The sequence below is a fragment of the Sulfitobacter dubius genome (genome assembly GCF_900113435.1).
GTDB lineage: Bacteria > Pseudomonadota > Alphaproteobacteria > Rhodobacterales > Rhodobacteraceae > Sulfitobacter > Sulfitobacter dubius.
The window spans coordinates 70,930-92,167 of sequence record NZ_FOPG01000001.1 but is presented as its reverse complement, the minus strand read 5'-3'; the positions used below and the strand labels follow the sequence as shown (position 1 = coordinate 92,167).

Sequence of the window (21,238 nt, the reverse complement as noted above, 5' to 3'; positions counted from 1 at the left end):
GTGGTTCCTTGGGGTGGCGGGGTCACGCCGAAGGGTCGACAGGCCCCTCACGCAGCAGTTGAAGCAGCGCTGCCATATCCGGCGGTAGCGGGGCTTCAAAACGCAGGTTTTCGCCCGTCACAGGATGCTCAAACCCCAAAACAGCCGCGTGAAGTGCCTGACGCGGAAAGGCGCGAATGGCCTCGGCGGTGTCCTCGGGCAAGGCCGCTTTGGCCAGCTTGCGCCGCCCGCCATAGGTCGCATCCCCCACCAGCCCGTGGCCCGCGTGGGACATATGCACGCGAATCTGATGCGTGCGGCCTGTCTCCAGCCAGCATTCCAGCAACGCCAGAACGGCGGGCGTGCCGAAACGCTCTATCGTGCGAGCACGGGTCACGGCGTGGCGACCGCCTTGGAACAGCACCGCCTGTCGCTGTCGATCGGTCTTATGCCGCGCCAGTTGGGTGGTCATACGCAGGATGTTTCCCGCCTCAAAGGATGCGCCCTTAACACCGCGCAGACGCGGGTCATTGGCATCCGGCACACCGTAGACAAGCGTTTGGTAGTACCGCTCAACCGTATGTTTTTCGAACTGCGCGGCCAGCCCGTGATGCGCTGCGTCGGATTTGGCGACAACCAGCAGCCCGGTGGTGTCCTTATCAATTCGGTGCACGATGCCGGGCCGCTTCATCCCGCCCACGCCCGAGAGATCATCGCCGCAGTGTGCCAATAAGGCGTTAACCAGCGTGCCGGAAGGCGAGCCCGGGGCGGGATGCACCACCATGCCGGCAGGTTTGTCGATCACTATGAGGTCAGCATCCTCAAACACCACCGACAGGGGAATATCCTCGGGCAAGATATGGCTTTCCGCCGCTTCCTCAACGGAGATATGCACCACCTGACCTTCGGCCACCTTGGCTCGGGGGTCTTGCACCACTGCACCGTCCACGGTCACAGCCCCCTCTTCGATCAACCGGCCCAATCGCGTGCGCGACAGGTTCGCTTCCTCTGGCACATCGCGGGCCAGCGCCTTATCAAGACGGGCGGGCGGGCTATCGCCCAAAATGAAATCAATGCGGCGGTGAGACATGGACACGGACAACCCTGATGAACCGGCGAACCTGCGGTTTCTGCGGCGGATGGTGACGGTCTTGACCGTCGTGATGATTGGCGGGGTTCTAGTGCTGATCTTCGCGCTTGTCACCCGTCTGAGCGATCAAGGCCCGACCATGCCGCGCAGCATCACCCTGCCCGATGGCAGCAGCGCCCAGGCATTCACGCAAGGGCGCGGCTGGTATGCGGTGGTGACGGACGCGGACGAAATCCTGATCTTTGACCAGTTGACCGGCGAATTGCGTCAGACGATCCCGATCGAATAATCAGCCGCGGATCGTTTTGGCGAAGGTCGAATAGATCGGCTCGTTCGAGCAGATAATCTCGCCGTGCTGCAGGATGTTACGCTCAGGACGGATCGCCTCTACAAGGCCACCGGCCTCTTTGACGATCAACATGCCTGCGGCCACATCCCACGGTTTCAAACGACGCTCCCAAAACCCATCGTAGCGGCCCGAAGCAACGTAAGCGAGATCGAGCGAAGCAGCGCCCCAGCGGCGCACACCAGCGCAGACGGGCAAGAGACGGCCCAGATCCTTCAGCGTTTCGGGAAGATCGGCACGGCCACCGAAAGGCAAGCCCGTGGCAAAGATCGATTCAATCATGCGGTGACGGCCCGACACCCGCAGGCGGCTTTCGTTCATCCAAGCGCCAGTGCCTTTTTCGGCAAAGAACATCTCATCCTTGGCAGGGTCGAAAACCACACCAGCGACGATCTCACCCTTATGCTCCAGCGCGATGGAGACGGCCCAATGCGGCAGGCCGTGCAAGAAGTTGGTCGTGCCATCCAGCGGGTCGACGATCCAACGGCGCGTTGGGTCTTGGCCCTCTTCCTCGCCGCCCTCTTCGGCCAGCCAGCCGTAGGTCGGGCGCGCGCCCATCAGGTCGTCTTTGATGATCTTCTCGGCGCCAATGTCGGCTTTGGTCACGAAATCACCCGCACCTTTGACCGAGACCTGAAGGTTCTCGACCTCGCGGAAATCCTTGACCAATGCACGCCCCGCTTTGCGTGCCGCTTTGATCATGATGTTAAGATTCGCACTGCCGATCATTGTTCGCGCCCTTTGATGGATAAGGCGGGACGTATAGGGCGCAAGAGCGCAATTGCCAAGGGGGCAGAAATCCGCGCCGCCGATAGGCCTTGTGCGACGTGCGGGTTGTTTTCGACAAAGGAAATAACACCTTGGACCCGTAGCAATAAGCACGAAGGAAACCCCATGCCTGACCAAATGCAAAAAATCGTCCTCGCCAGCCGCCCAGATGGTGCCCCCACGCCCGAGAATTTCCGTCTGGAAAGCGCAAATTTGCCCCAACCTGGCGATGGCGAAATCCTGGTCGAAGTGCATTACATGTCGCTTGATCCTTATATGCGCGGTCGGATGGACGATGCGAAATCCTATGCCGCGCCGGTGCCCATCGGGGGGCTGATGGAAGGTGGCAGCGTCGGCAAGGTGATCGCCTCGAATGACCCGAGCTTTGCTGTCGGCGATTTTGCCTTTGGCGGATTTGGTTGGGCCACCCACGGCGTTGCCCCGGCCAAGCAATGTCAAAAGGTGGATGCTGATGGCGTGCCAATCACCGCGTCGCTTGGCGTTTTGGGGATGCCGGGGCTGACAGGCTGGTATGGTTTGAATGACATCGGTCAGCCCAAAGAGGGTGAGACCCTCGTCGTGGCGGCAGCCACCGGGCCGGTCGGGTCCATTGTTGGGCAGCTGGCCAAGGCCAAAGGGCTGCGCACCGTCGGCATCGCCGGAGGACCCGAGAAATGTGAGATCGCAACCCGCGATTTCGGTTTCGATGTCTGTCTGGACCATCGCGCCTATGACGATGCCAAATCCCTACGTGCAGCGCTGAAAGAAGCGGCCCCAGATGGGATCGACATCTATTACGAGAATGTCGGCGGCAAGGTGCTCGACTCGGTATTTCCACTGATGAACGCGCATGGCCGTATCCCCCTTTGTGGCATGATCGCATGGTATAATGCGGGCGGGCTTGGTGCCGATGCCGAAGGTGCCGGACTTACCGCGCCGCGTTTGTGGCGCACGATCTTGGTGAATTTCCTCACCGTCCGCGGCTTTATCATCGCAAACCACTGGGACAAGATGCCCGAATTTCACCGAGAAGTGGCCCCTATGGTCGCCGATGGCCGTGTGAAGGTCAAAGAAGACATCACCGAAGGGCTGGAGAATGCACCTCAGGCATTTATCGACATGCTGAACGGTGGAAACACTGGGAAGGCTATCGTTAAGGTGAATTAACCACAGACGATGCTGCATGCGTCGTTCCGCACTGCGGGAGGGCGCATCGGCCCTTGGCCCTCCTCAGTTGCCTTAGGCCTGCTGCAATTTGCGTGCCTCCTGCCCGGCCAGTTTCAGCAACTCATTCATAAACGGCTTGCCCAAATCATCCTTGCGCACCGCCGCGTAAAGCCTGCGCGTGATGCCCTGCGCCGTCAAAGGCCGCGTCACATAATCAGACGAATATTTCACCTCGCGCACCACCCAATCGGGCAAGACAGACACCCCCCTATTCGACGCCACCAGCAGCAAAATCACCGCCGTCAGCTCCACCTGCCGGATCGCAGCAGGCTCGACCTTGGCCGGGATTAACAACTGGCTGAACACATCTAATCGCGTGCGCTCTACCGGATAGGTAATCAGCGTTTCACCGCGAAAATCCGCTGCCTCGACAAAGGGTTTTTCGGCCAATGGGTGGCTCTGGGACGCCACAAAAACCGGATTGTAATCGAAGAGTTCGACAAACTCGACGCCGGGCAGTTCTTCGGGATCGGACGACACCACCAAATCCACCTCTTCGCGCAGCAGCGCGGGCAGCGCGTCAAAGGCCAGTCCGGGGCGAATATCTACATCTACATCCGGCCAATGGCGGCGAAACTGCTCCAGCACCGGGAAGAGCCATTCGAAACAAGCGTGACATTCAATGGCGATATGCATCCGCCCCGTGCTGCCCGCCCGCAGGCCCGAGAACTCATCTTGCAACGCCTCGACCTGCGGCAACACCTGCTGGGCGAGCTTCAACAGCCGCTGCCCCGCCGGGGACAGTTTCAACGGTTTCGAGCGCCGTACAAACAATTCGACCCCCGCCTGATCCTCCAACCCCTTCACCTGGTGACTTAAAGCCGACTGCGTGATATTCATCTGATCCGCCGCACGGGCCAGCCCGCCCGCCTCGTGGATGGCCTTAATCGTGCGCAGGTGACGGAACTCAATGTGCATGTGAGGCATTACTCATGTTCAAGATGAATGTTATGAGTTTGTCTCACAGCGATGAATGTGAGACAAGACGTGAAACCGCCAAAAGGATCTCTCGATGACCACGCCTGCTGTTTCCTTCGAAGTATTCCCGCCCCGCACCGTCGGCGCGGCGTTCAAACTGTGGGATGCGGCTCAGGCGCTGGCCCCACTTGCGCCGCGCTTCTTCTCGGTCACCTATGGCGCAGGCGGCACCACCCGCGATCTGACCCATGATTCGGCCCATGTATTGCACCGCACCTCCGGCTTGCCGGTCGCCGGACATTTGACCTGCGTGGGGGCCACCCGCGCGGAAACCATGGAAGTCGCGGATAAATTCGCCGAAGCGGGCATCAAAGACATCGTCGCCCTGCGCGGCGATCCGCAGGCAGGCACCGACAAATTTACGCCCCACCCCGAAGGCTTCGCCGATAGCTGCGAGTTGATCGAAGCACTGGCCAAAACTGGGAAATTCACCATCCGCGTCGGGGCCTATCCCGATCCGCACCCCGAAGCGGCGGACCAGCAGGCAAATATCGACTGGCTGAAACGCAAGTTCGACGCCGGTGCCGATGAGGCGCTCACCCAGTTCTTCTTTGAAGCCGAGACTTTCCTACGGTTCCGCGATGCCTGCGTGAAGGCAGGGATCGACAAGCCGATCACACCGGGCATCCTGCCAGTGGTCAACTGGACCTCGGCCCGCAAATTCGCCGTCAAATGCGGCACGCCAATCCCGGAATGGGTCGACCAAGCCTATGAAGCGGCGATCCGCGATGACCGGCACGATCTGCTGGCCCAAGCGATGTGCACCGAACTGTGCAGCGATCTGATCGACGAAGGCGTGGATGCGCTGCATTTCTACACGCTCAACCGCGCCGAGCTGACCCGCGATGTCTGTCGTGCCATTGGCGTGACGCCGCAGGTCGATCTTTCGGACGTCGCGTAAGCAAAACTACAGGTGCGCAGGGGCTTGCCCCTGCCCCCCTCGGGCGTATCCTCCGCAGCAACCATTTGCCGGAGAAGACCATGCCCCGTATCGCCCAAAGCCCTGCCGACCTTTTATCTCAATCTGAGGCCCTGAAACTTTCGGGGCTGGAATTCATGCAGGCGATCTTGGACGGCACCAACCCCGGTCCGCCCATCGGGCAAACCATGGGCTATACACTGCATTCGGTCGAAGAGGGCCGCATCGTCTTTCGGGGCGCGCCCAGCTTTAGCATGACCAATCCAATGGGTACGGTGCACGGCGGCTGGTACGGCACGCTGCTTGATTCAGCGATGGCCTGCGCCGTGATGACGAAAGTCCCGCGCGGATCGGTCTACACCACATTGGAATACAAAATTAACATCCTGCGCGGTCTGCCATTGGGAATGGAGATCGACTGCATCGGTGTCACCGACCACGTTGGCCGCTCCACCGGCATCGCGCATGGGGAAATCCGCGGGGTTCAGGATGGCAAGCTCTACGCCACAGGCTCAACCACCTGCATCGTGATGAAGCTGGGCTAAGCCGTTCGGCAACGCGGGGTAAGCGCCCCGCTTTTCCACCCTAACAATTGAATTGCCAGCATCGCTTGGAAACGATCTCAACCGCACACGTCGCCAGAACTAAATGGGGGGGGATGGTACCACCTCCTGGTCTCGAACCAGGGACCTCTTGATCCACAATCAAGCGCTCTAACCAACTGAGCTAAGGCGGCACTGGGGCGGATTTAGCGCCCGTAGCAGAGGAATGCAAGACCTCAGGCGCAGAAGAATTGCAGCTTTAGAGCAGAATTTCCCAAGTCTGCTCAACGTTGGCTTTCCCGAATGAAACCGCCGGACGGCTATCGGTCAATTCCCAACCGCTTCGAGCATAGAGCGCACCCGCAGCAAGGTGGGATTCGTGGGTCCAAAGTTGCATGCCTACATACCCTTGGTCACGGGCGAACCTCATGCAGGTTTGCAGCATTCGCTGCCCCAACCCATGCCCTCGGGCTTCTGGAACCAACAGAAAGAGCCGCAGCTTTGCCCGCTGCGCGTTTAACTTCACACAAAAGATCGACCCCAGCCGCTGGTTCCCCTTTTGGGCGATCCAGCCCCTTTCACAGCCGGGGTCATGATCGCGCAGGAATTCATCAATGATCTGAGTGACGAGTACGCCAAAGCTGTCATCGAACCCCTCTTCAAGCGCGTAATGCTCTTGATGCTGACGAATAAGCCAATCCCGGTCGCCTTGGTCGAATGTGCGAATCTTGTTGTTTTTCATAGGCCAGCATGGCCGCAAGATCGCTTGCCTTTCAACCCGCAGCGCGCTAGCGATAAGCCCCACCAAACCGGAGGCTCCCATGGGCATCGACACCGAACGCGACATCGAAGCAAACCTGCAAATCGGCCCGACCGACAAAGGGATGGTCCGTCTCTTTGTTGAAGGTGACGGTGTGGAAATCCCGATGGATTTCACCCCGGATGAAGCCCGCGAGATCGCGGAAGAAATCATGGCCGCTGCAAGCCGCGCGGGCAAAAAGGGCCGCTAGGCCCCCTGTCCTTCAAGACCAGTTCGGCGCCATGTCGGGATCGCGCAGCCTGTGCAGGCGCCGGGCGGCATGGGTCGCGAACTTTTGCACCATTACCTTGCGCCGCGCGGGCGCAAGCTTGGTCTGGTCGCTCATTCGCACAATCTCAGCGCCATAAGCGTCACCGATGATGAGGCCGCTTTCTTCTGGCAGCAGATCGACCGGGAAATCGCTGTCGACGGCCCAGAAAAACCGGTCAGCCCATTCCAAATAGCCCTCCCATTTTGCGTCGCCCATGAAATCGGCGCGGCAGGATTTACATTCGACGATCCAAATCTCTCCCTTAGGGCCAAGCGCCATCACATCGACGCGCAAGCCACGTGCCGGAACCAATTCCTCAACGCAGGCGAAACCGAGATCGGCCAAATGCCGCATCACCCCCCGCGCCAAAAGCTGGCCGGGCTGAAACCTTTGTATGTCTGCCTCCATCATAGGGATAAATATGAACATTTAGTGAACACCCGCAAGAGGAAGTACTGGAAAGTTTGGTAATTTCCCTGCCGCCCCCTATCTTGGAACAAGCAAAGCGAGGGGATTCCATGGCAGACCGCGAACCGATTAGTGAGACGCAGGCGCGCGGTGTGCGTTACGCCCGTGAGTTGGAGGGCCATCTGACATGGCTCGACACCTTCTCGGGCACAGCGCTTGGCGTTCTGGCCGTGGCCTCGGGGATCTACACTTACCTTGGCGTCTCAACGCTGCTGGACGACAATGGTGCAATGTCCGCCTTTGCCGCGATCGCCTATTCCGTGGCGGTTTCGGTGGGTATCTTCGTCTTTTGGTCATACCTTTTGCGGCTCTTCCCTGCTGTGCGCACCGCGCGGGCTCGGATGGGGCTTTTGGGGGCCATGGGCCTCGGCTCCGTCGCGATCATCGCGATGTCAAGCTGGCTCAACGCCGCCGCACTGGCCGGGTCGGCAGCGGTGGAGCAGCACCTCGCTGAAACCGTGCAAGACTACCAAGGCGCGCTGGAGCGCACCCATGAAATCGCCCTTTCCGCCCAAGGGCTTGAGCGTGACGTGGCGCGCGTTAGGCAAAGTTTCGAAGACCTCAGCGAACAGGAAGCCGCAGGCAGTCTTTCGGGCCTCGCCGGTCGCGGTGCGGTGTTTCGGGTTCTACGGCAGAAATCGGCGGAACTGGCGGGCCTAGAGGCCCAAATCGCCACCCAGACGCCGTTGGTGAATGATGCCTTTGCCGAAGGAAACCAAATCCTCAGCCGGATGCGCGCCCTTACCGTAGAACCCGGCCCTGTCGAGGCCCGCTCGGTCGAGTTTTCGGAACAGGCCGTGCGGCTGGCAGGGCTGATCACCCGGCTACGCCAGCTATCCGTCGCCCCGCTGGTTGAACGCGCGGCGCAGGATCTGGCGGCCTCTGTCGTGCTGCCCGAGTTAGATGGCAGCAACGAAGAACAGCGCGGTGCCCAAGGCGCCACGATCACCTCGGTTCTGGAAGTGCTGGCCCAACGCGCCGCCACGCTGGAGCGCGCGGCACAGGATGTGCAGGCCATGCCGCCCGCCGCTGACACGACCTATACGCCGATCTCCAGCGCCGATGCGGTGATCCTCTATGCGCGCAACTTCGTGCCCTCTTGGGCAGGGGCGATTGCGATTGACCTGCTGCCCGCCGTGCTGGTGTTGATCCTCGCCATAACCCAAGGCGCGATCCGTTCGGGCCGCGAAGGGGCGGCCGTCGAAGACACCCTGACCCTTGCGGAACTGCGCGCCGCCCTTGCCGCCGTGCGCGATGTCGATGTGGCGATGCAGGAAAGCCCGGCTCATAGACGCTCCACCGCCGAAGCCCCACCTCCGCCCGATGACGCTGTGCGAGAAGACGCCCCCGGCCATGTCACGCCGATCAAAAGCACATGACGGAGGAAACTCCAGCTGAACTGGAAGCCCCCCGCCGCCCGCCCATCGTCGGGCGGGTGCTGATTGGCGTTTTGATCTTTCAGTTGGGCCTTGCCGTACTGCTGTTCTGGGGGGACTTGGGCACGGGGCTGCGCCTGCCGGGCTTTGGCCCGCGCGCCCCGGAATTGACCGAGCCGATCCGCCCCGGCGACCAGACCCGCCGCTTCCGCCCTGAACGCGCGCCAAACCCCGGCCAGCCGATGCCCGAGACCGCCCTGCCCGACCGGCTGGTGCTCACCCCCGTCTCGGGCGGGCGGGCGGCGCTGTTGGAAGGGGCCATCGAGGCGGGCGATGCGGAGCGGATCGTCAAGCAGTTGAGCGAACTGTCCCCCGCGCCCCAGGAAATCTACCTCAACTCCCCCGGCGGATCGGTCCGCGACGCACTGGAACTGGGCCGCTACCTGCGCCGCGAAGGGTTCAACACCGCGCTGCGAGACGGCGACATCTGCTATTCCGCCTGCCCCTATCTGCTGGCCGCAGGTGAGGCGCGCGCGGTGCCCGACAGCGCCTCGGTCGGGGTGCATCAGCATTACTTTGGCGAAAGCACGATCCTACCCGCCTTTGTCGCCGTGGAGGATATCCAGCGCGGCCAAGGCGAGGTAATGCGCTATCTTGATGAGATGGGGATCGACCCGCTGGTCATGCAGCATGCGCTGGTGACTCCGCCCGACGAAATCTATGTTCTGCTGCCCGACGAGTTGCGTCGCTACGGCTTTATTCCGTCCGAAGACTGAGTGGCCCAGAGAAGTTTGCGAAATCCACCTTCGCCCCCTTGCCGCAGCCCCCTGCGCCGCCTACATCGGGGTAGACGGGTTCTGCCCTGTTCGTGAACGTTACATTCCAGTGGCCTTAAGCAAATCCGAGGGAGCTGGCTCTGTCCGAGCCCTGGTTCGGTTACCTGGCGCCCACCTGTACATACAGGTCCTCGGGAATATAAAACAGCAGCGGCAGGTGCGGTTCCCGTCACTCCCCCTTCGCTGCAATTTGATTTGATTGGTCTGACCCTTGGGCCGGTCGCTTCCCGGTTTTAGAACGCTTCGGGACGGGCTTCGCGGGCCATGTGGTCAAGCACGGCGTTGACGAAGCTCGGCTCGCGCCCATCGGGGAAGAACGCATGGGCCACGTCGACGTATTCTTTCATTACCACGCGCGGCGGCGTGTCGTCATGGCGGAACTCGGCCCCGGCGGCGCGGAACAGCGCACGCAGTGTCGGGTCGATCCGGGCAATGGCCCATTTGGCGACGATGGCGCGGTTGGCCATCTGGTCGATCGGCGCCTGATAGTTCACCGCATCTTCAAGCACGCGAGAGAAGTGATCCACATCCCCCTCTTGCATCTCGTCGCCCTCATAGACGGCACCGAAACGGTGGTCGATGAATTCGTGACGCACGACATCGACCGTCTGCGCGGAATGCTCCATCTGGAACAGCGCCTGCACTGCATAGAGCCGCGAGGCCGACTTCATCTTACGTTTCTGATTGCCCGAAAGCGCGTTGCTGGTCATGCGAGGTTTGATCCATCCGTGTCGCCGGCCATCAAAGTGTCCTGCCCGAATGGCTTGAACCCGATGCCCTTGCTCTGGCGGCCCCATTTACGAGCGAGCGCGATAAGATGCAAGGCCGCAGCGGCCGCGCCACCGCCTTTGTTTTGCCCCTGAGGGTCGGCGCGCACCCCGGCCTGCTGCTTGTTCTCGACCGTCAGGATGCCATTGCCGATGCAAAGCCCTTGCAGCCCAAGCAGTTGCAGAGCGCGGCTGCTGTCATTGCAGACGGTCTCGTAATGCGTGGTCTCGCCGCGGATCACACAGCCAAGCGCGACATAGCCGTCGAAATTGCTGCCCCGGTCGGAAATGCCGATGGCGGTGGGAATCTCCAACGCGCCGGGCATCTCAATGAGATCATAGGCGGCACCCGCCGCCTCAAGCTCGGCCTTGGCACCGGTCAGCAGACCGTTCGCGATGTCCGAATAATAGGGCGAGACGACGATCAGCAGCTTCACCGGTTCGTCGAAGCTGGGGCGCGGCAGGATGGTATGTTCTTCGGCGGAAGCCATGGCGATTACTCCGTGGTGATGGGCCGGGTGCCCACAATTTCCAGCGCATAGGCATCAAGGCCCAGATAGCGCGTGTCGGGATTGTCGGTCAGCAGGACCAGTTCATGCAGGCCCATCGACGACAGGATCTGCGCGCCCAGCCCGGTGCGTTTGATCGTGCGCGGGCGGTCGTCATCCTCTGGGTCCAGCTTGAGGCGCGGGTAAGGGTCGCGGAACAGGACCACGGCGCCGCGGCCCTCTTCAGCGATGATCTGCATCGCGCGGGGCAATTCATCCGCCGGGCTAGGGCCGAGGCCGAGGATATCCTCTAGCGCATTGATCGCATGGGTCCGTATCAGCACCGGCTCGGGGGTTGAGATATCGCCCTTGGTCAGCACCACATGATCGGTGCCGGTGATCTGATCGGAGAACACCCGCATCTGCCAGTCGCCGCCATAGGCCGAGGTGACGGTGCGGCTGTCACGTTCCACCAGCAGGTTGTCATGCTTGTGGCGATAGGTGATGAGATCGCTGATCGTGCCGATCTTGAGCCCGTGTTCGGCGGCGAATTCCACCAGATCGGGCAGACGCGCCATTTCGCCGTCGTCCTTCATGATCTCGCAGATCACGCCCGAAGGGTGCAGCCCCGCAAGTCGCGAAATATCGACCGCCGCTTCGGTATGCCCTGCCCGTACAAGCACGCCACCATCGCGGGCGCGCAGAGGGAAGACATGACCGGGAGTGGCGATATCGGCCGAACCAGCCTGCTCGGAAATCGCCACCGCCACGGTCAACGCACGGTCGGCGGCAGAGATGCCGGTGCTGACACCCTCACGCGCTTCGATGCTGACGGTAAAGGCCGTTTCATGCCGGGAGGAGTTGTTCACCGCCATCATCGGCAGACCAAGGTGATCGACACGGGCCGAGGTCATCGGCAGACAGATCAGCCCGCGCCCATGGGTCGCCATGAAGTTGATCGCGGCGGCATCGGCAAACTGCGCCGGGATCACCAGATCGCCTTCGTTCTCGCGGTCCTCATGGTCCACCAAAATGAACATACGGCCTTGGCGCGCGTCTTCGATGATGTCCTCGATCGGCGAAATCGCATCGCTCAGCCCTGTCTCGACCTGTCCGGGTTTGTCAAATTGCATCGGCTGTTTCCATCTATCTGTTGCCCGGCTCTTAGCCTGACCCGCGCCGCTTGGCCAGAGCGCGTCCCGAAGGGCGCGGCGTCACATCTCGTTCAGCCGCGCGACGTAACGCGCCAGCGTGTCGATTTCGAGGTTCACCAGATCACCTACCTTCGCATCGCCCCAAGTCGTCACCTCCTTGGTATGCGGAATAAAATTGATGCCAAAATCGCAGCCATCGACGTCATTCACCGTGAGCGAGGTGCCATTCAGCGCGACCGAGCCCTTTTGCGCGATGAACCGCGCGAGTTCCTTTGGCGCGCGCAGCGTCACGCGGGTGCTGTCACCCTCGTCCTTCATCTCAATAATCTCGGCCACGCCATCGACATGGCCAGAGACGATATGCCCGCCCAGTTCATCGCCCACCTTCAGCGCCCGCTCAAGGTTCACGCGCCGCCCTTCGGCCCAGTGCTGGCCAAGGTTGGTCTTGGCCACCGTTTCGGCACTGATCTGCACCTCGTACCAATCATCGCCCAGCCCCACGACCGTCAGGCAGACCCCGTCGCTGGCGATGGAGGCGCCCATGTCGATGCCACTGGTGTCATAGCCCGTTTGGATGCGCGCGCGCAGGTCGCCTTCCTGCTCCAGCTTGGTCACGGTGCCAACGTCTGTGATAATGCCGGTGAACATGGGTAGGCTCCTTTGCAGTTTGGCGCAGTGGTAAACCCGCGCACCGCCACAGGCAAGAGCGGGCGACGCCACATTGTCGCCCCTTTTATATGATGGTTAAGGGTAAACCACGCCGTTTTAGGACCTGTATGATCGTGACCGCCGCCCCCACCCGCACCTTCCTGTTCCTGCAAGGCCCGCATGGGCCTTTCTTCAACAGTCTGGGCAAGATGCTGCGCCGGGCGGGCGCTGAGGTCTGGCGCGTGGGCTTCAACGCGGGCGACCGGGCCTTTTGGTTTCATCCGTCGACCTACATCCCCTATCGCGGCACGGTTGAGGATTGGCCGCAGACTTTTGCGACCCTGCTGGACGAAAAGCAGGTCACCGACATCGTGCTTTACGGCGACACACGCCCCATCCACGCCGAAGCGGTGGCCGAGGCCAAGCGCCGGGGCATCACCGTGCATGTTTTCGAGGAAGGCTATATGCGGCCCTATTGGGTCACCTATGAGCGCGGCGGCTCAAACGGCAACTCGCGCCTGATGGAGATGACCATTCCCCAAATGCAGGCTGCCCTCGCCCGCTCGGACATGGAAGCTCCCCTGCCCCCCGGCCACTGGGGCGACATGCGGCACCATATCTTTTACGGCGCACTCTACCATTGGTTCGTGATGTTCCGAAACGGCGACTACCGCAATTTCAAACCCCACCGCTGCCTGCCGGTGACGAAGGAATTCCGCCTCTACCTCAAGCGCCTGCTGCTGATGCCGGTGCTGGCGGCTGACCGTCTTCTGGCGACGCTAAAAATCCGGCTGGGCGGCTTTCCCTATCATCTGGCGCTGCTGCAACTGGAGCATGATTCCTCTTTCCAGATGCATTCGCCCTTCGACACGATGGCCGATTTCCTAGAGCTTGTGATCGAAGGCTTTGCCAAGGGCGCGCCGCAGCATCACCACCTCGTCATCAAGGCGCATCCGCTGGAGGACGGCCGCGTGCCCGTGCGGCGCGATGTCAAGCGGCTGGCCCGCGCGCATGGAGTTTCCGACCGCGTACATTTCGTGCGTGGCGGCAAGCTTGCGCAACTTTTGAACGACACCCGCAGCGCGGTCACGGTGAACTCCACCGCCGGGCAACAGGTGCTCTGGCGCGGCATTCCGCTTAAAGTCTTTGGCAGCGCGGTCTACTCCCAGCCTGAGTTCGTTTCAGACCAGCCCTTGCCCGAATTCTTTGCCACGGCCAGCCGCCCCGACAACCGCGCCTATAAGGATTATCGCCGCTATCTGCTTGAAACTTCGCAAGTTCCGGGCGGTTTCTATGCCGCACGCGGGCGGCGTCAGTTGCTGCGCCAAGTGGTTGATATGATGCTCTCAGCAGAAGACCCTTACGATGCGCTTGAGCAAGGCACCGCGGCCCCTCGGCAACAGTTGCGGGTCGTAACCTGACTTAACCCATTCCCCCCTGTAGATTTTTTCTAAAGGCTACGTTAAGTTGCAAAGTAATACGTCATGATAATTGGCGATTTCGAGGCAGATAATTCAGGTCGAGGAGACCGGGCAGTGAAATCCGTAACATTCCGGTGGGCGCGTCCCGTCGCAGCACTGGCGGCATTGGCCGTCATCTCATCTTGTGGTTTGCCACAGGTCGGGCCGAACAAACGGCAAATTTATGCAGGCTCAGTTCAACGCGAAGGGGATGCATTTGTCATCGCCGTGAACGACCGGGTGACCCGCGCCATCGCCGTGGCCCCCGCACTCGGCTTTTCGGAAAGTTTCAAGAACGCAGGCCGGGTCGGTTCTGACACGATCCAACCGGGTGATATCCTTGGCATCACCGTCTACGAAAACGTGGACGACCCGCTACTCGGTGTCGAAGGCGCGCCGGCCACCCTGCTTGAAGAAGTGCAGGTCGATGGCGCAGGCTTTATCTTTATCCCCTACGCGGGCCGCATCCGTGCCGCTGGCAACACACCCGAAGCGATCCGCCGCATCATTACCCAGAAATTGGGCGAACAGACCCCCGATCCGCAGGTCGAAGTGCGCCGCGCGGCAGGCGATGGCTCAACCGTGTCGCTCATTGGCTCCATAGGCGCGCAGGGCGTCTATCCCATCGAGCGCCCCACCCGCACACTGGCCGCCATGTTGGCGCGCGCAGGCGGTGTGACCATCATTCCCGAAATTGCGCAGGTCACCGTGATCCGGAATGGCCAGCGCGGCAAAATCTGGTTCCAAGACCTCTACGACCACCCTGAGTTGGACATCGCGCTGCGCCCGGGCGACCGCATTCTGGTCGAGGAAGACACACGCTCTTTCACCGCCCTCGGTGCCACCGGCGGTCAGGCCCGCGTGCCGTTTGAGTCGCAAAACCTCTCGCTTTTGGAAGGCATCGCGCAAGTGGGCGGCCTCAGCCCACTCTCGGCCGACCCCACAGGCGTCTTCGTGTTCCGCAACGAGCCTGAGGAAGTCGCCGAGCAGGTGCTGGGCCGCAGTGATCTAACCGGCGCGCAGCGTATGGTCTATGTGACCGATCTGACCAAGCCCAACGGCATGTTTATGGCCCGTGACTTCGTGATCCGCGATGGTGACACGATCTATGTCACTGAGGCGCCCTTCACCCAGTGGAGCAAGGTGATCTCGGCCATCACTGGCACCGCAGGGTCGGCAGACAGCATCACATCGCTCACCAGCGGCTGATCCACGCCGGTGGCCTTTGAAGCTGACCCATATTTCTCTCCCGCCGCCGGTCCCGAAAGGAGCCGGCGGCTTTTCGTATATAACGGGGGGTTTCTGACGCAGCGCCGGATGCGGCGCATTTTGCAGTTGTCCGGCCATTCCCTGCGGCTTGGCCTGCCCGGCCCCGGCGATGCCGTGGCAGTCTGGGGCAACTCCCCCACCGCGCACCGTGGGCTGGCCGTGGCGGCAAAGCGCGATGTGCCGGTGATCCGGGTCGAGGACGCTTGGCTGCGCTCCCTCCACCCCGGTCGCGCTGGAGAGCCGCCCTTGGGCCTGTTGATCGACAGCCGGGGCGCGCATTTCGACCCTGCCCAGCCCTCGGACCTTGAAAAGCTTCTTGCCCATCACCCGCTCGACGACACCGCACTTCTCGACCGCGCACGGGGCGGCATGGCGCAGTTGGCCGAAGCGCATCTGACCAAATATGCAGGTTTTGACGCGGACACGCCTACGCCCGATCCCGGCTATGTGCTTGTGATCGACCAGACGCGCGGCGATGCCTCCGTGACTGCCTCAGGCGCGGATCGCGGGCGGTTTCTGGAGATGCTCGTTTTCGCGCAAGAAGAACACCCCGGCGCGCGGGTCATCATCAAGAGCCATCCCGAAACGGCACAGGGATATCGTCCCGGCCATTTCGGCCCCGAGGACACTAACGACCGCATCACCCTGCTGACCGATCCGGTCAGCCCTTGGACGCTGTTCGAAGGGGCGGTTGGCGTCTATACCGTTTCCTCGCAAATGGGGTTCGAGGCGATTTTTGCCGGGCACAGGCCGCGCGTCTTTGGCCAGCCTTTCTACGCTGGATGGGGTCTGACGGAGGATGAATTCCCCGTCCAACGCCGCCAGCGCCGCCTCACCCGTGCGCAGCTTTTTGCAGCGGCGATGATCCTTTATCCCGCATGGTACGATCCCTATCGCGACCGGCTCGGCAGCTTTGAAACCGCCGTTACCTCCCTCGCCGCGCAGGCCCGCGCATGGCGTGAGGATCATACCGGCTGGGACGCTTGGGGCATGCGCCTGTGGAAGCGTCGCCCATTGCAGCAGTTCTTCGGCCAGCCGACCCCAATCCGCTTTCGTAAAGGCCGGCCTGAGGTGCCTGCGCCCCCCCGCCGCGCCATGGTCTGGGCCAGCAAGGCTGACACCGCGCCAACGGGTGCCCTGCAGGTGGAGGATGGGTTTCTGCGCTCACGTGGCCTTGGCGCCGAACTGGTGCCGCCTTTGTCATTGGTCTGCGATGATCTGGGAATCTACTACGATCCCGAAGGGCCGAGCCGGTTGGAAAAATGGATCGAAAAGCGCGCTGACCTACGCCCTGACCAACATGCCCGCGCCTGCGCCCTGATTGAAACGCTCACCGGGGCGGGCCTGAGCAAATACAACCTCGGCGGGGCCGCGCCCGACCTGCCGCAGGGCCGCCGCATTCTGGTGCCGGGTCAGGTGGAGGATGACGCCTCGATCCTTACGGGCACAAGCGGGGTGCGCACCAACGCGGCTTTGCTCGCCGCCGCCCGCGCCGCCAACCCTGATGCGGTGATCCTCTATAAACCCCACCCCGATGTCGAAGCTGGGCTGCGCAAAGGTGCGACCGATGCAGGACAGGCCGATCTTATCCTCCACCACGCCGACCCGATGGCCCTGCTGAGCCAAGTCGACGCGGTCTGGACCATGACCTCGCTTCTGGGGTTCGAAGCCCTCCTGCGCCGCGTGCCGGTCGTTACCTTGGGCGCGCCCTTCTACGCAGGTTGGGGCCTGACCGAAGACCACGGCGACGTGCCGCCGCGCCGCCGCGCGCGTGTTACGCTGGAGGGGTTGGTACATGCCGCGCTCATCGACTACCCGCGCTACCGTGATCCTGTCAGCGGCCAGCCTTGTCCGGTCGAAGTCGTGGTCGAACGGCTCGCCACCGGGCATATGCCCCGCGCAGGGCTGGGCAATCGGCTGCTGTCGAAACTCCAAGGGGTCTTTGCCAGCCAGAGCCATCTTTGGCGGCGGTAGCGATTAGGCCGGAGCGTTGCGCCGCCAGACATGCAGCAGGTCCGGTCCGATCTGCTGGCTCGATTGCAGCGCGAAACGCGGTGCTTCGGCCAAGCGCGACAGGCCAAGCGCGCCGATCCCCGGCAGCCCCTCGGCCCCGATCAGCAGCCCGGCAGTAAAGCCTACCAAACGGTCCACCAGATCGGCCTCGATCAAAGACGCCGCCAAGGCGCTGCCGCCTTCGCAGAAAATCCGCGTCAGCCCATGGGTGGCCAACTGGCGCAATACATCCACAGGGTCCAACTGCGCGCCCCGTGCCGCGCAGGGCAGCAAAGTTGCGCCGAGGTCGGACCACGTGCGCACAAGCGCCGGATCAGCGTCGCTACCATGGCAGAGGATCAAAGGAATATCAGAAGCCGTCCGCGCCAACTGCCCCATCAACGGCAGGTCAAGCCTGCGTGAAACCACAACGCGGGCCGGTTGATGTGCCACGCCCAAGCCCCGTACCGTAAGGCTTGGGTCATCCTTACGCGCCGTGCCCGCGCCAACCATCACCGCGTCGTGACGGCTACGCATGGCATGGGTCAGCCGCCGCGCCGGGGCGTCGGTGATCCATTGGCTTTCCCCAGTGCCTGTGGCAATGCGCCCGTCAAAAGAATTGGCGAGCTTCAGCGTCAGCATCGGGCGGCCCAGATCAGTGCGGCAGAAGAACCCGGCATGATCGGCGCGGGCCTCAGACTCGCGCACCCCGACCTCAACCTCAATTCCCGCTGTGCGGAGCATCGCAATGCCGCGACCGTTGACCCGCGCGTCATCGTCCTGTGTGGCGATCACCACCCGCGCGACACCCGCATCAATCAATGCCTGTGCACAGGGAGGTGTTTTGCCATGGTGAGAGCAAGGCTCAAGCGTGACGTAAACCGTCGCCCTCCGCGCGGCCTCACCGGCCTGCGCCAGCGCCTGCGGCTCTGCATGGGGCCGCCCGCCGGGCTGTGTCCACCCGCGCCCAACGATGCGGGAGCCTTGGGTGATCACACAGCCGACCGCCGGATTGGGCCAAACATTGCCCTGCCCGCGCCGCCCCAAGGACAGCGCCAGCGCCATGAACCGCGCGTCGCTCACTCTATCGTCCGTCACTCTTCGGGAAGGGCGTCGGGGCGCAGTTCTTGAACGAATTTGTCGAAATCATCCGCTGCTTGGAAATTCTTGTAAACAGAGGCGAAACGCACGTAGGCCACGGTGTCGATCCGGGCGAGCGCTTCCATCACGATCTCACCGATATGTTTCGAGCTGATGTCGGTCTCGCCCATGCTTTCCAATCGGCGCACGATGCCGGAAATCATCTGATCGATACGTTCCGGATCAATGGGGCGTTTTTGCATGGAGATGCGGATCGAGCGTTCCAGCTTGTCGCGGTCAAAGTCCTCGCGCTTGCCAGAGGTTTTGATCACCACAAGATCGCGCAGTTGCACCCGTTCATAGGTGGTGAAGCGACCCCCGCAAGCCGGGCAGAACCGTCTGCGCCGGATCGAGACGTGATCCTCGGCCGGGCGGCTGTCTTTCACTTGGGTGTCGATATTTCCGCAAAACGGGCAGCGCATGGGCCGTCCCCCTCTTCATCCTGCCTCACTTGTGGGGCGCGCGGCCCTCTTGTCAAAACTTATAGGGGAGCCGCAGGGTTTTGGGTAGAGAAGATTTCCACAGCTAGATGTTGCGTTCAAAAATGTGTCATGGACCCAACGCTCTGCCCCCGCGTTGATCTGTGAAGAGTATAAACGGAGCACTTCATGACCAAGACACTTTTCCTCACCGGCGCCTCCAGCGGGATCGGCGCAGCCACTGCCCGTGCCGCCGCCAAAGCAGGTTGGAACATCGGCCTTTTCGCCCGCAGCGAAGACAGGTTGAAAGACCTTGCCGCCGAGATTGGCGATCAAGCGCTGGTGCTTGTGGGCGATGCCACGGACTACGACGCGCAGAAACAGGCGCTCGACAAGCTGACCGATCACTTTGGCGGGGTCGATGCCGCCTTTGCCAATGCCGGGCGCGGCACCAGCCCTGCGGGCACAGAGAACGGCGATCCGCAGGATTGGAAGGCAATGGTCGACCTCAATATCATGGGCGCCCTCTATACCGCCCATGCCGCCATGCCACATCTGCGCAAGTCTACGGGGCAATATGTCGTCACCGGCTCCGCCGCCGGGCGTGTGCATATTCAAGGGTCGATCTACGGCGCCACCAAATGGTTCATCCACGGCTTCGCAGGCAATCTGGCCGAAGAGATGGCCGAATGGGGCGGGCGCTGCATGGTTGTGTCCCCCGGCATGGTCGATACCGCGTTCTTTGACGAGGCCAAGCCGGAAAAGCTGCACCCCGAAGACGTGGCTGCAGCGGTCATGCACGCGTTAGAGGCCCCCGCGCGCGCATCGATCCGCGAAATCCATCTGATGCCCACGGATTAACGCACGCACCGGCCTGGCGGTTAGTCAGGCCGAAAATGCGCCGCGACCTGCCGTTGATGCGGCGCGTCGCGGTGCTCAAAGAGGTAAATGCCCTGCCAAGTGCCCAACATCATGCGCCCGTGCATGACCGGAATGCTAAGACTGACCGGCAGCATGGCGGATTTAATATGTGCGGGCATGTCGTCTGGCCCCTCCAAAACATGGGTCAAATAGGACATCTGAGGATCACTGGTCGGCGGCACAAGTCGAGCGAAATACGCCAGCAAATCGCGCTGCACGTCCGGATCGGCGTTTTCCTGTATCAGTAGCGATGCGGAAGTGTGGCGCACCAGCAGCGTCAACAACCCATCCCCCTGTCCTGCAAGCCAGCGGCCAACGTCATCGGTAAACTCATAAAGCGCCTGACCGCGCGTTTGGATAGAAAAATCCGTCTGCATGCGTTAGCACTGCCCCCAAATCTGTGCCTCAGGATCCCAGCATTGGCCCGCCGCCTCTTTCGCATCGCCGACCGCAAAAAGCCCCAATTTCACTGAGCCCGCATCGCAGGCGAGAGAGGCAACTTCATTGTCTTGCTGATAGACTGTCACGCCGCCATCGCTGATCTGATCGAATTTGTCGTAGGAACTGTAGACCTCATAAGAAAACGCACCATTGCGAAAGGTCGCCGCCTCCCAAATCGCGCGGCCGATACCCGGCCATGGTTGGTGTTCTAGCCGCGCCACTGTCGTCGTCAGTGTGAGGTCCGGCGCACTTTCGGGACCGTAGCGATAAGTGACGCTATCCCCGCTGATGCATACATCCAGATGATCTGTCCCGCCGTTGGTTGTACAACTTAGGACAATGGTACTTTCAGGCGCGCAAAGGGCCAGCGCTTGGCTGGCCGTAACGGCGCATATGGCAGTGGCATAGAATAGGCGCATAAGATCAATCCGCTGCTGATTTGCCCGCAGGTTAGGCCCGAACCCGTGGCGGTGACAACGGCCAAAAGGGCAGCTCCCTCTCAGAAATCCTCTAGCTCAATCAGCCGGTCTAGGCAGAACTGCCGCGCGTGGTGGCTTGGCAAGTTCTCCCCGGCGCGGCGCACGGTGACGGAATAGGATTGCCCCGTGTCGCCGCTCACCCGCTCTGGGTCGGTGGTAAAAACGACACCGATACGGCCCACACCACTTACCGAAGGGCCACGCGGAGTTTTAATGAAAAGCCGTTCGTCCTTTGGCAGACCAAGGACGTTCTCTGCAAAATCCGCTGCTGCGCACCATAGTTGCCGCGCGCCTGCGCCGCGGTCTTCGATCACCTCAAAGTCGCGCGACGTAAGCGGCACGACAGTCAGCCAGTTCTCGGCACGGTAAGCCTGCGCGGCGGCTTGCAGCGGTAGCAGACATATAAGCGTGAGAGCGATTTTGCGCATCGGAGGGATCCTTTCGACGGTATCCCCTAGATG

The 21,238-nt window shown here is 61.8% G+C and carries 25 protein-coding genes, 1 tRNA gene and 1 other RNA gene; 12 read left to right on the top strand and 15 right to left on the bottom strand.

All coding sequences use genetic code 11. From position 1 onward, the window contains the following. Positions 1-22 precede the first annotated feature (22 nt). Positions 23-1,069, bottom strand: coding sequence for an RluA family pseudouridine synthase (locus BM229_RS00470; protein ID WP_093925756.1), 1,047 nt, complete (start codon positions 1,067-1,069; stop codon positions 23-25). Here BM229_RS00470 and BM229_RS00465 point away from each other — a divergent pair. Further along, a complete protein-coding gene (locus BM229_RS00465; RefSeq protein WP_093925755.1) occupies positions 1,068-1,358 on the top strand; it encodes a DUF6476 family protein in 291 nt (96 codons plus the stop codon). The two genes, BM229_RS00470 and BM229_RS00465, sit on opposite strands and share 2 nt — an antisense overlap. Here the strand turns inward: BM229_RS00465 and BM229_RS00460 are convergent, their stop codons facing one another. Next, positions 1,359-2,144 carry an inositol monophosphatase family protein gene (locus BM229_RS00460; RefSeq protein WP_067624477.1) on the bottom strand — a complete coding sequence of 262 codons (786 nt, stop codon included), beginning with the start codon at positions 2,142-2,144 and terminating at the stop codon, positions 1,359-1,361. It lies immediately after the preceding gene. Between the two features lie 165 nt (positions 2,145-2,309). Between BM229_RS00460 and BM229_RS00455 the strand changes: the two genes are divergently transcribed. Continuing rightward, positions 2,310-3,350, top strand: a complete 1,041-nt coding sequence (locus BM229_RS00455) for an NADP-dependent oxidoreductase (protein ID WP_093925754.1) — start codon at positions 2,310-2,312, stop codon at positions 3,348-3,350. A gap of 72 nt (positions 3,351-3,422) precedes the next feature. Here the strand turns inward: BM229_RS00455 and BM229_RS00450 are convergent, their stop codons facing one another. Further along, positions 3,423-4,328, bottom strand: coding sequence for a LysR family transcriptional regulator (locus BM229_RS00450; protein WP_093925753.1), 906 nt, complete (start codon positions 4,326-4,328; stop codon positions 3,423-3,425). Positions 4,329-4,422: 94 nt separating this feature from the next. Between BM229_RS00450 and metF the strand changes: the two genes are divergently transcribed. Together metF and BM229_RS00440 are read left to right on the top strand one after the other, a co-directional pair. After that, the gene (metF, locus tag BM229_RS00445) at positions 4,423-5,289 is read left to right on the top strand and encodes a methylenetetrahydrofolate reductase [NAD(P)H] (protein WP_093925752.1); all 867 of its coding nucleotides are present in this window, start codon (positions 4,423-4,425) and stop codon (positions 5,287-5,289) included. Positions 5,290-5,369: 80 nt separating this feature from the next. Next, entirely contained in the window at positions 5,370-5,852 is a 483-nt protein-coding gene (locus BM229_RS00440; RefSeq protein ID WP_093925751.1) for a PaaI family thioesterase, read from the top strand. A gap of 114 nt (positions 5,853-5,966) precedes the next feature. On the opposite strand, the gene BM229_RS00435 is transcribed toward BM229_RS00440, so the two are convergent. After that, a tRNA-His gene (locus tag BM229_RS00435) sits at positions 5,967-6,043 on the bottom strand. Between the two features lie 65 nt (positions 6,044-6,108). Beyond that, on the bottom strand, positions 6,109-6,591 hold the full coding sequence (locus tag BM229_RS00430; protein WP_093925750.1) for a GNAT family N-acetyltransferase: 483 nt from the start codon (positions 6,589-6,591) through the stop codon (positions 6,109-6,111). Between the two features lie 79 nt (positions 6,592-6,670). Here BM229_RS00430 and BM229_RS00425 point away from each other — a divergent pair, with 79 nt between their 5' ends. Continuing rightward, on the top strand, positions 6,671-6,859 hold the full coding sequence (locus BM229_RS00425) for a DUF6324 family protein (protein WP_093925749.1): 189 nt from the start codon (positions 6,671-6,673) through the stop codon (positions 6,857-6,859). Positions 6,860-6,871: 12 nt separating this feature from the next. Here the strand turns inward: BM229_RS00425 and BM229_RS00420 are convergent, their stop codons facing one another. Continuing rightward, entirely contained in the window at positions 6,872-7,330 is a 459-nt protein-coding gene (locus tag BM229_RS00420) for an MmcB family DNA repair protein (protein ID WP_093925748.1), read from the bottom strand. A 107-nt stretch (positions 7,331-7,437) separates the two neighbouring features. Between BM229_RS00420 and BM229_RS00415 the strand changes: the two genes are divergently transcribed. The 3 genes from BM229_RS00415 to ssrS all read left to right on the top strand — a co-directional run bounded on the left by BM229_RS00415 (position 7,438) and on the right by ssrS (position 9,769). Next, a complete protein-coding gene (locus tag BM229_RS00415; RefSeq protein ID WP_093925747.1) occupies positions 7,438-8,766 on the top strand; it encodes a hypothetical protein in 1,329 nt (442 codons plus the stop codon). Next, positions 8,763-9,539, top strand: coding sequence for a COG3904 family protein (locus BM229_RS00410; protein ID WP_093925746.1), 777 nt, complete (start codon positions 8,763-8,765; stop codon positions 9,537-9,539). Before BM229_RS00415 ends, BM229_RS00410 begins: the two co-directional genes overlap by 4 nt. 75 nt (positions 9,540-9,614) lie before the next feature. After that, positions 9,615-9,769: non-coding RNA, 6S RNA (gene ssrS, locus BM229_RS00405), on the top strand. 63 nt (positions 9,770-9,832) lie between these two features. Here ssrS and nusB read toward each other — a convergent pair. The 4 genes from nusB to BM229_RS00385 all read right to left on the bottom strand — a co-directional run bounded on the left by nusB (position 9,833) and on the right by BM229_RS00385 (position 12,656). After that, positions 9,833-10,309 carry a transcription antitermination factor NusB gene (nusB, locus tag BM229_RS00400; protein ID WP_093925745.1) on the bottom strand — a complete coding sequence of 159 codons (477 nt, stop codon included), beginning with the start codon at positions 10,307-10,309 and terminating at the stop codon, positions 9,833-9,835. After that, positions 10,306-10,857: a 6,7-dimethyl-8-ribityllumazine synthase gene (locus BM229_RS00395; protein WP_093925744.1), complete on the bottom strand. Its 552-nt coding sequence runs from the start codon at positions 10,855-10,857 to the stop codon at positions 10,306-10,308. The genes nusB and BM229_RS00395 overlap by 4 nt, the downstream gene beginning before the upstream one ends. Before the next feature lie 5 nt (positions 10,858-10,862). Next, complete coding sequence (ribB, locus tag BM229_RS00390; protein WP_093925743.1) at positions 10,863-11,987, bottom strand: 3,4-dihydroxy-2-butanone-4-phosphate synthase; 1,125 nt, start codon at positions 11,985-11,987, stop codon at positions 10,863-10,865. Positions 11,988-12,068: 81 nt separating this feature from the next. Next, entirely contained in the window at positions 12,069-12,656 is a 588-nt protein-coding gene (locus BM229_RS00385; RefSeq protein ID WP_093925742.1) for a riboflavin synthase, read from the bottom strand. Positions 12,657-12,784: 128 nt separating this feature from the next. Between BM229_RS00385 and BM229_RS00380 the strand changes: the two genes are divergently transcribed. From BM229_RS00380 to BM229_RS00370, 3 genes are all read left to right on the top strand, one after another. Then, complete coding sequence (locus BM229_RS00380) at positions 12,785-14,077, top strand: capsule biosynthesis protein (protein ID WP_093925741.1); 1,293 nt, start codon at positions 12,785-12,787, stop codon at positions 14,075-14,077. A 114-nt stretch (positions 14,078-14,191) separates the two neighbouring features. Continuing rightward, positions 14,192-15,325: a polysaccharide biosynthesis/export family protein gene (locus BM229_RS00375; protein ID WP_167360169.1), complete on the top strand. Its 1,134-nt coding sequence runs from the start codon at positions 14,192-14,194 to the stop codon at positions 15,323-15,325. Positions 15,326-15,433: 108 nt separating this feature from the next. Beyond that, entirely contained in the window at positions 15,434-17,359 is a 1,926-nt protein-coding gene (locus tag BM229_RS00370) for a capsular polysaccharide biosynthesis protein (protein WP_244152079.1), read from the top strand. 3 nt (positions 17,360-17,362) lie between these two features. Here BM229_RS00370 and ribD read toward each other — a convergent pair whose 3' ends face one another. Then, complete coding sequence (gene ribD / locus BM229_RS00365; RefSeq protein WP_093927160.1) at positions 17,363-18,442, bottom strand: bifunctional diaminohydroxyphosphoribosylaminopyrimidine deaminase/5-amino-6-(5-phosphoribosylamino)uracil reductase RibD; 1,080 nt, start codon at positions 18,440-18,442, stop codon at positions 17,363-17,365. Positions 18,443-18,471: 29 nt separating this feature from the next. Beyond that, positions 18,472-18,939, bottom strand: a complete 468-nt coding sequence (gene nrdR, locus BM229_RS00360; protein WP_067264800.1) for a transcriptional regulator NrdR — start codon at positions 18,937-18,939, stop codon at positions 18,472-18,474. Between the two features lie 186 nt (positions 18,940-19,125). Here nrdR and BM229_RS00355 point away from each other — a divergent pair, with 186 nt between their 5' ends. Further along, positions 19,126-19,797, top strand: a complete 672-nt coding sequence (locus BM229_RS00355; protein ID WP_093925739.1) for an SDR family oxidoreductase — start codon at positions 19,126-19,128, stop codon at positions 19,795-19,797. A 20-nt stretch (positions 19,798-19,817) separates the two neighbouring features. Here BM229_RS00355 and BM229_RS00350 read toward each other — a convergent pair whose 3' ends face one another. The 3 genes from BM229_RS00350 to BM229_RS00340 form a co-directional block, all read right to left on the bottom strand. After that, positions 19,818-20,234, bottom strand: a complete 417-nt coding sequence (locus BM229_RS00350; protein ID WP_093925738.1) for a secondary thiamine-phosphate synthase enzyme YjbQ — start codon at positions 20,232-20,234, stop codon at positions 19,818-19,820. Between the two features lie 3 nt (positions 20,235-20,237). Then, positions 20,238-20,717, bottom strand: a complete 480-nt coding sequence (locus BM229_RS00345) for a hypothetical protein (RefSeq protein WP_093925737.1) — start codon at positions 20,715-20,717, stop codon at positions 20,238-20,240. A gap of 80 nt (positions 20,718-20,797) precedes the next feature. Beyond that, positions 20,798-21,205 (bottom strand): hypothetical protein, encoded by a 408-nt coding sequence (locus BM229_RS00340; protein WP_093925736.1) that lies wholly within the window; start codon positions 21,203-21,205, stop codon positions 20,798-20,800. Positions 21,206-21,238 lie beyond the last annotated feature (33 nt).

Excerpts from the sequence above, each read along its gene's own strand:
- BM229_RS00410 (WP_093925746.1), top strand. The coding sequence starts at position 8,763 with ATGACGGAGGAAACTCCAGCTGAACTGGAAGCCCCCCGCCGCCCGCCC.
- BM229_RS00345 (WP_093925737.1), bottom strand. The coding sequence starts at position 20,717 with ATGCGCCTATTCTATGCCACTGCCATATGCGCCGTTACGGCCAGCCAA.
- BM229_RS00430 (WP_093925750.1), bottom strand. The coding sequence starts at position 6,591 with ATGAAAAACAACAAGATTCGCACATTCGACCAAGGCGACCGGGATTGG.
- nrdR (WP_067264800.1), bottom strand. The coding sequence starts at position 18,939 with ATGCGCTGCCCGTTTTGCGGAAATATCGACACCCAAGTGAAAGACAGC.
- ribB (WP_093925743.1), bottom strand. The coding sequence starts at position 11,987 with ATGCAATTTGACAAACCCGGACAGGTCGAGACAGGGCTGAGCGATGCG.
- nusB (WP_093925745.1), bottom strand. The coding sequence starts at position 10,309 with ATGACCAGCAACGCGCTTTCGGGCAATCAGAAACGTAAGATGAAGTCG.
- metF (WP_093925752.1), top strand. The coding sequence starts at position 4,423 with ATGACCACGCCTGCTGTTTCCTTCGAAGTATTCCCGCCCCGCACCGTC.
- BM229_RS00450 (WP_093925753.1), bottom strand. The coding sequence starts at position 4,328 with ATGCACATTGAGTTCCGTCACCTGCGCACGATTAAGGCCATCCACGAG.
- BM229_RS00385 (WP_093925742.1), bottom strand. The coding sequence starts at position 12,656 with ATGTTCACCGGCATTATCACAGACGTTGGCACCGTGACCAAGCTGGAG.
- BM229_RS00460 (WP_067624477.1), bottom strand. The coding sequence starts at position 2,144 with ATGATCGGCAGTGCGAATCTTAACATCATGATCAAAGCGGCACGCAAA.
- BM229_RS00420 (WP_093925748.1), bottom strand. The coding sequence starts at position 7,330 with ATGATGGAGGCAGACATACAAAGGTTTCAGCCCGGCCAGCTTTTGGCG.
- BM229_RS00370 (WP_244152079.1), top strand. The coding sequence starts at position 15,434 with ATGCGGCGCATTTTGCAGTTGTCCGGCCATTCCCTGCGGCTTGGCCTG.
- BM229_RS00415 (WP_093925747.1), top strand. The coding sequence starts at position 7,438 with ATGGCAGACCGCGAACCGATTAGTGAGACGCAGGCGCGCGGTGTGCGT.
- BM229_RS00340 (WP_093925736.1), bottom strand. The coding sequence starts at position 21,205 with ATGCGCAAAATCGCTCTCACGCTTATATGTCTGCTACCGCTGCAAGCC.
- BM229_RS00425 (WP_093925749.1), top strand. The coding sequence starts at position 6,671 with ATGGGCATCGACACCGAACGCGACATCGAAGCAAACCTGCAAATCGGC.
- BM229_RS00470 (WP_093925756.1), bottom strand. The coding sequence starts at position 1,069 with ATGTCTCACCGCCGCATTGATTTCATTTTGGGCGATAGCCCGCCCGCC.
- ribD (WP_093927160.1), bottom strand. The coding sequence starts at position 18,442 with ATGGCGCTGGCGCTGTCCTTGGGGCGGCGCGGGCAGGGCAATGTTTGG.
- BM229_RS00440 (WP_093925751.1), top strand. The coding sequence starts at position 5,370 with ATGCCCCGTATCGCCCAAAGCCCTGCCGACCTTTTATCTCAATCTGAG.
- BM229_RS00380 (WP_093925741.1), top strand. The coding sequence starts at position 12,785 with ATGATCGTGACCGCCGCCCCCACCCGCACCTTCCTGTTCCTGCAAGGC.
- BM229_RS00455 (WP_093925754.1), top strand. The coding sequence starts at position 2,310 with ATGCCTGACCAAATGCAAAAAATCGTCCTCGCCAGCCGCCCAGATGGT.
- BM229_RS00355 (WP_093925739.1), top strand. The coding sequence starts at position 19,126 with ATGACCAAGACACTTTTCCTCACCGGCGCCTCCAGCGGGATCGGCGCA.
- BM229_RS00465 (WP_093925755.1), top strand. The coding sequence starts at position 1,068 with ATGGACACGGACAACCCTGATGAACCGGCGAACCTGCGGTTTCTGCGG.
- BM229_RS00350 (WP_093925738.1), bottom strand. The coding sequence starts at position 20,234 with ATGCAGACGGATTTTTCTATCCAAACGCGCGGTCAGGCGCTTTATGAG.
- BM229_RS00395 (WP_093925744.1), bottom strand. The coding sequence starts at position 10,857 with ATGGCTTCCGCCGAAGAACATACCATCCTGCCGCGCCCCAGCTTCGAC.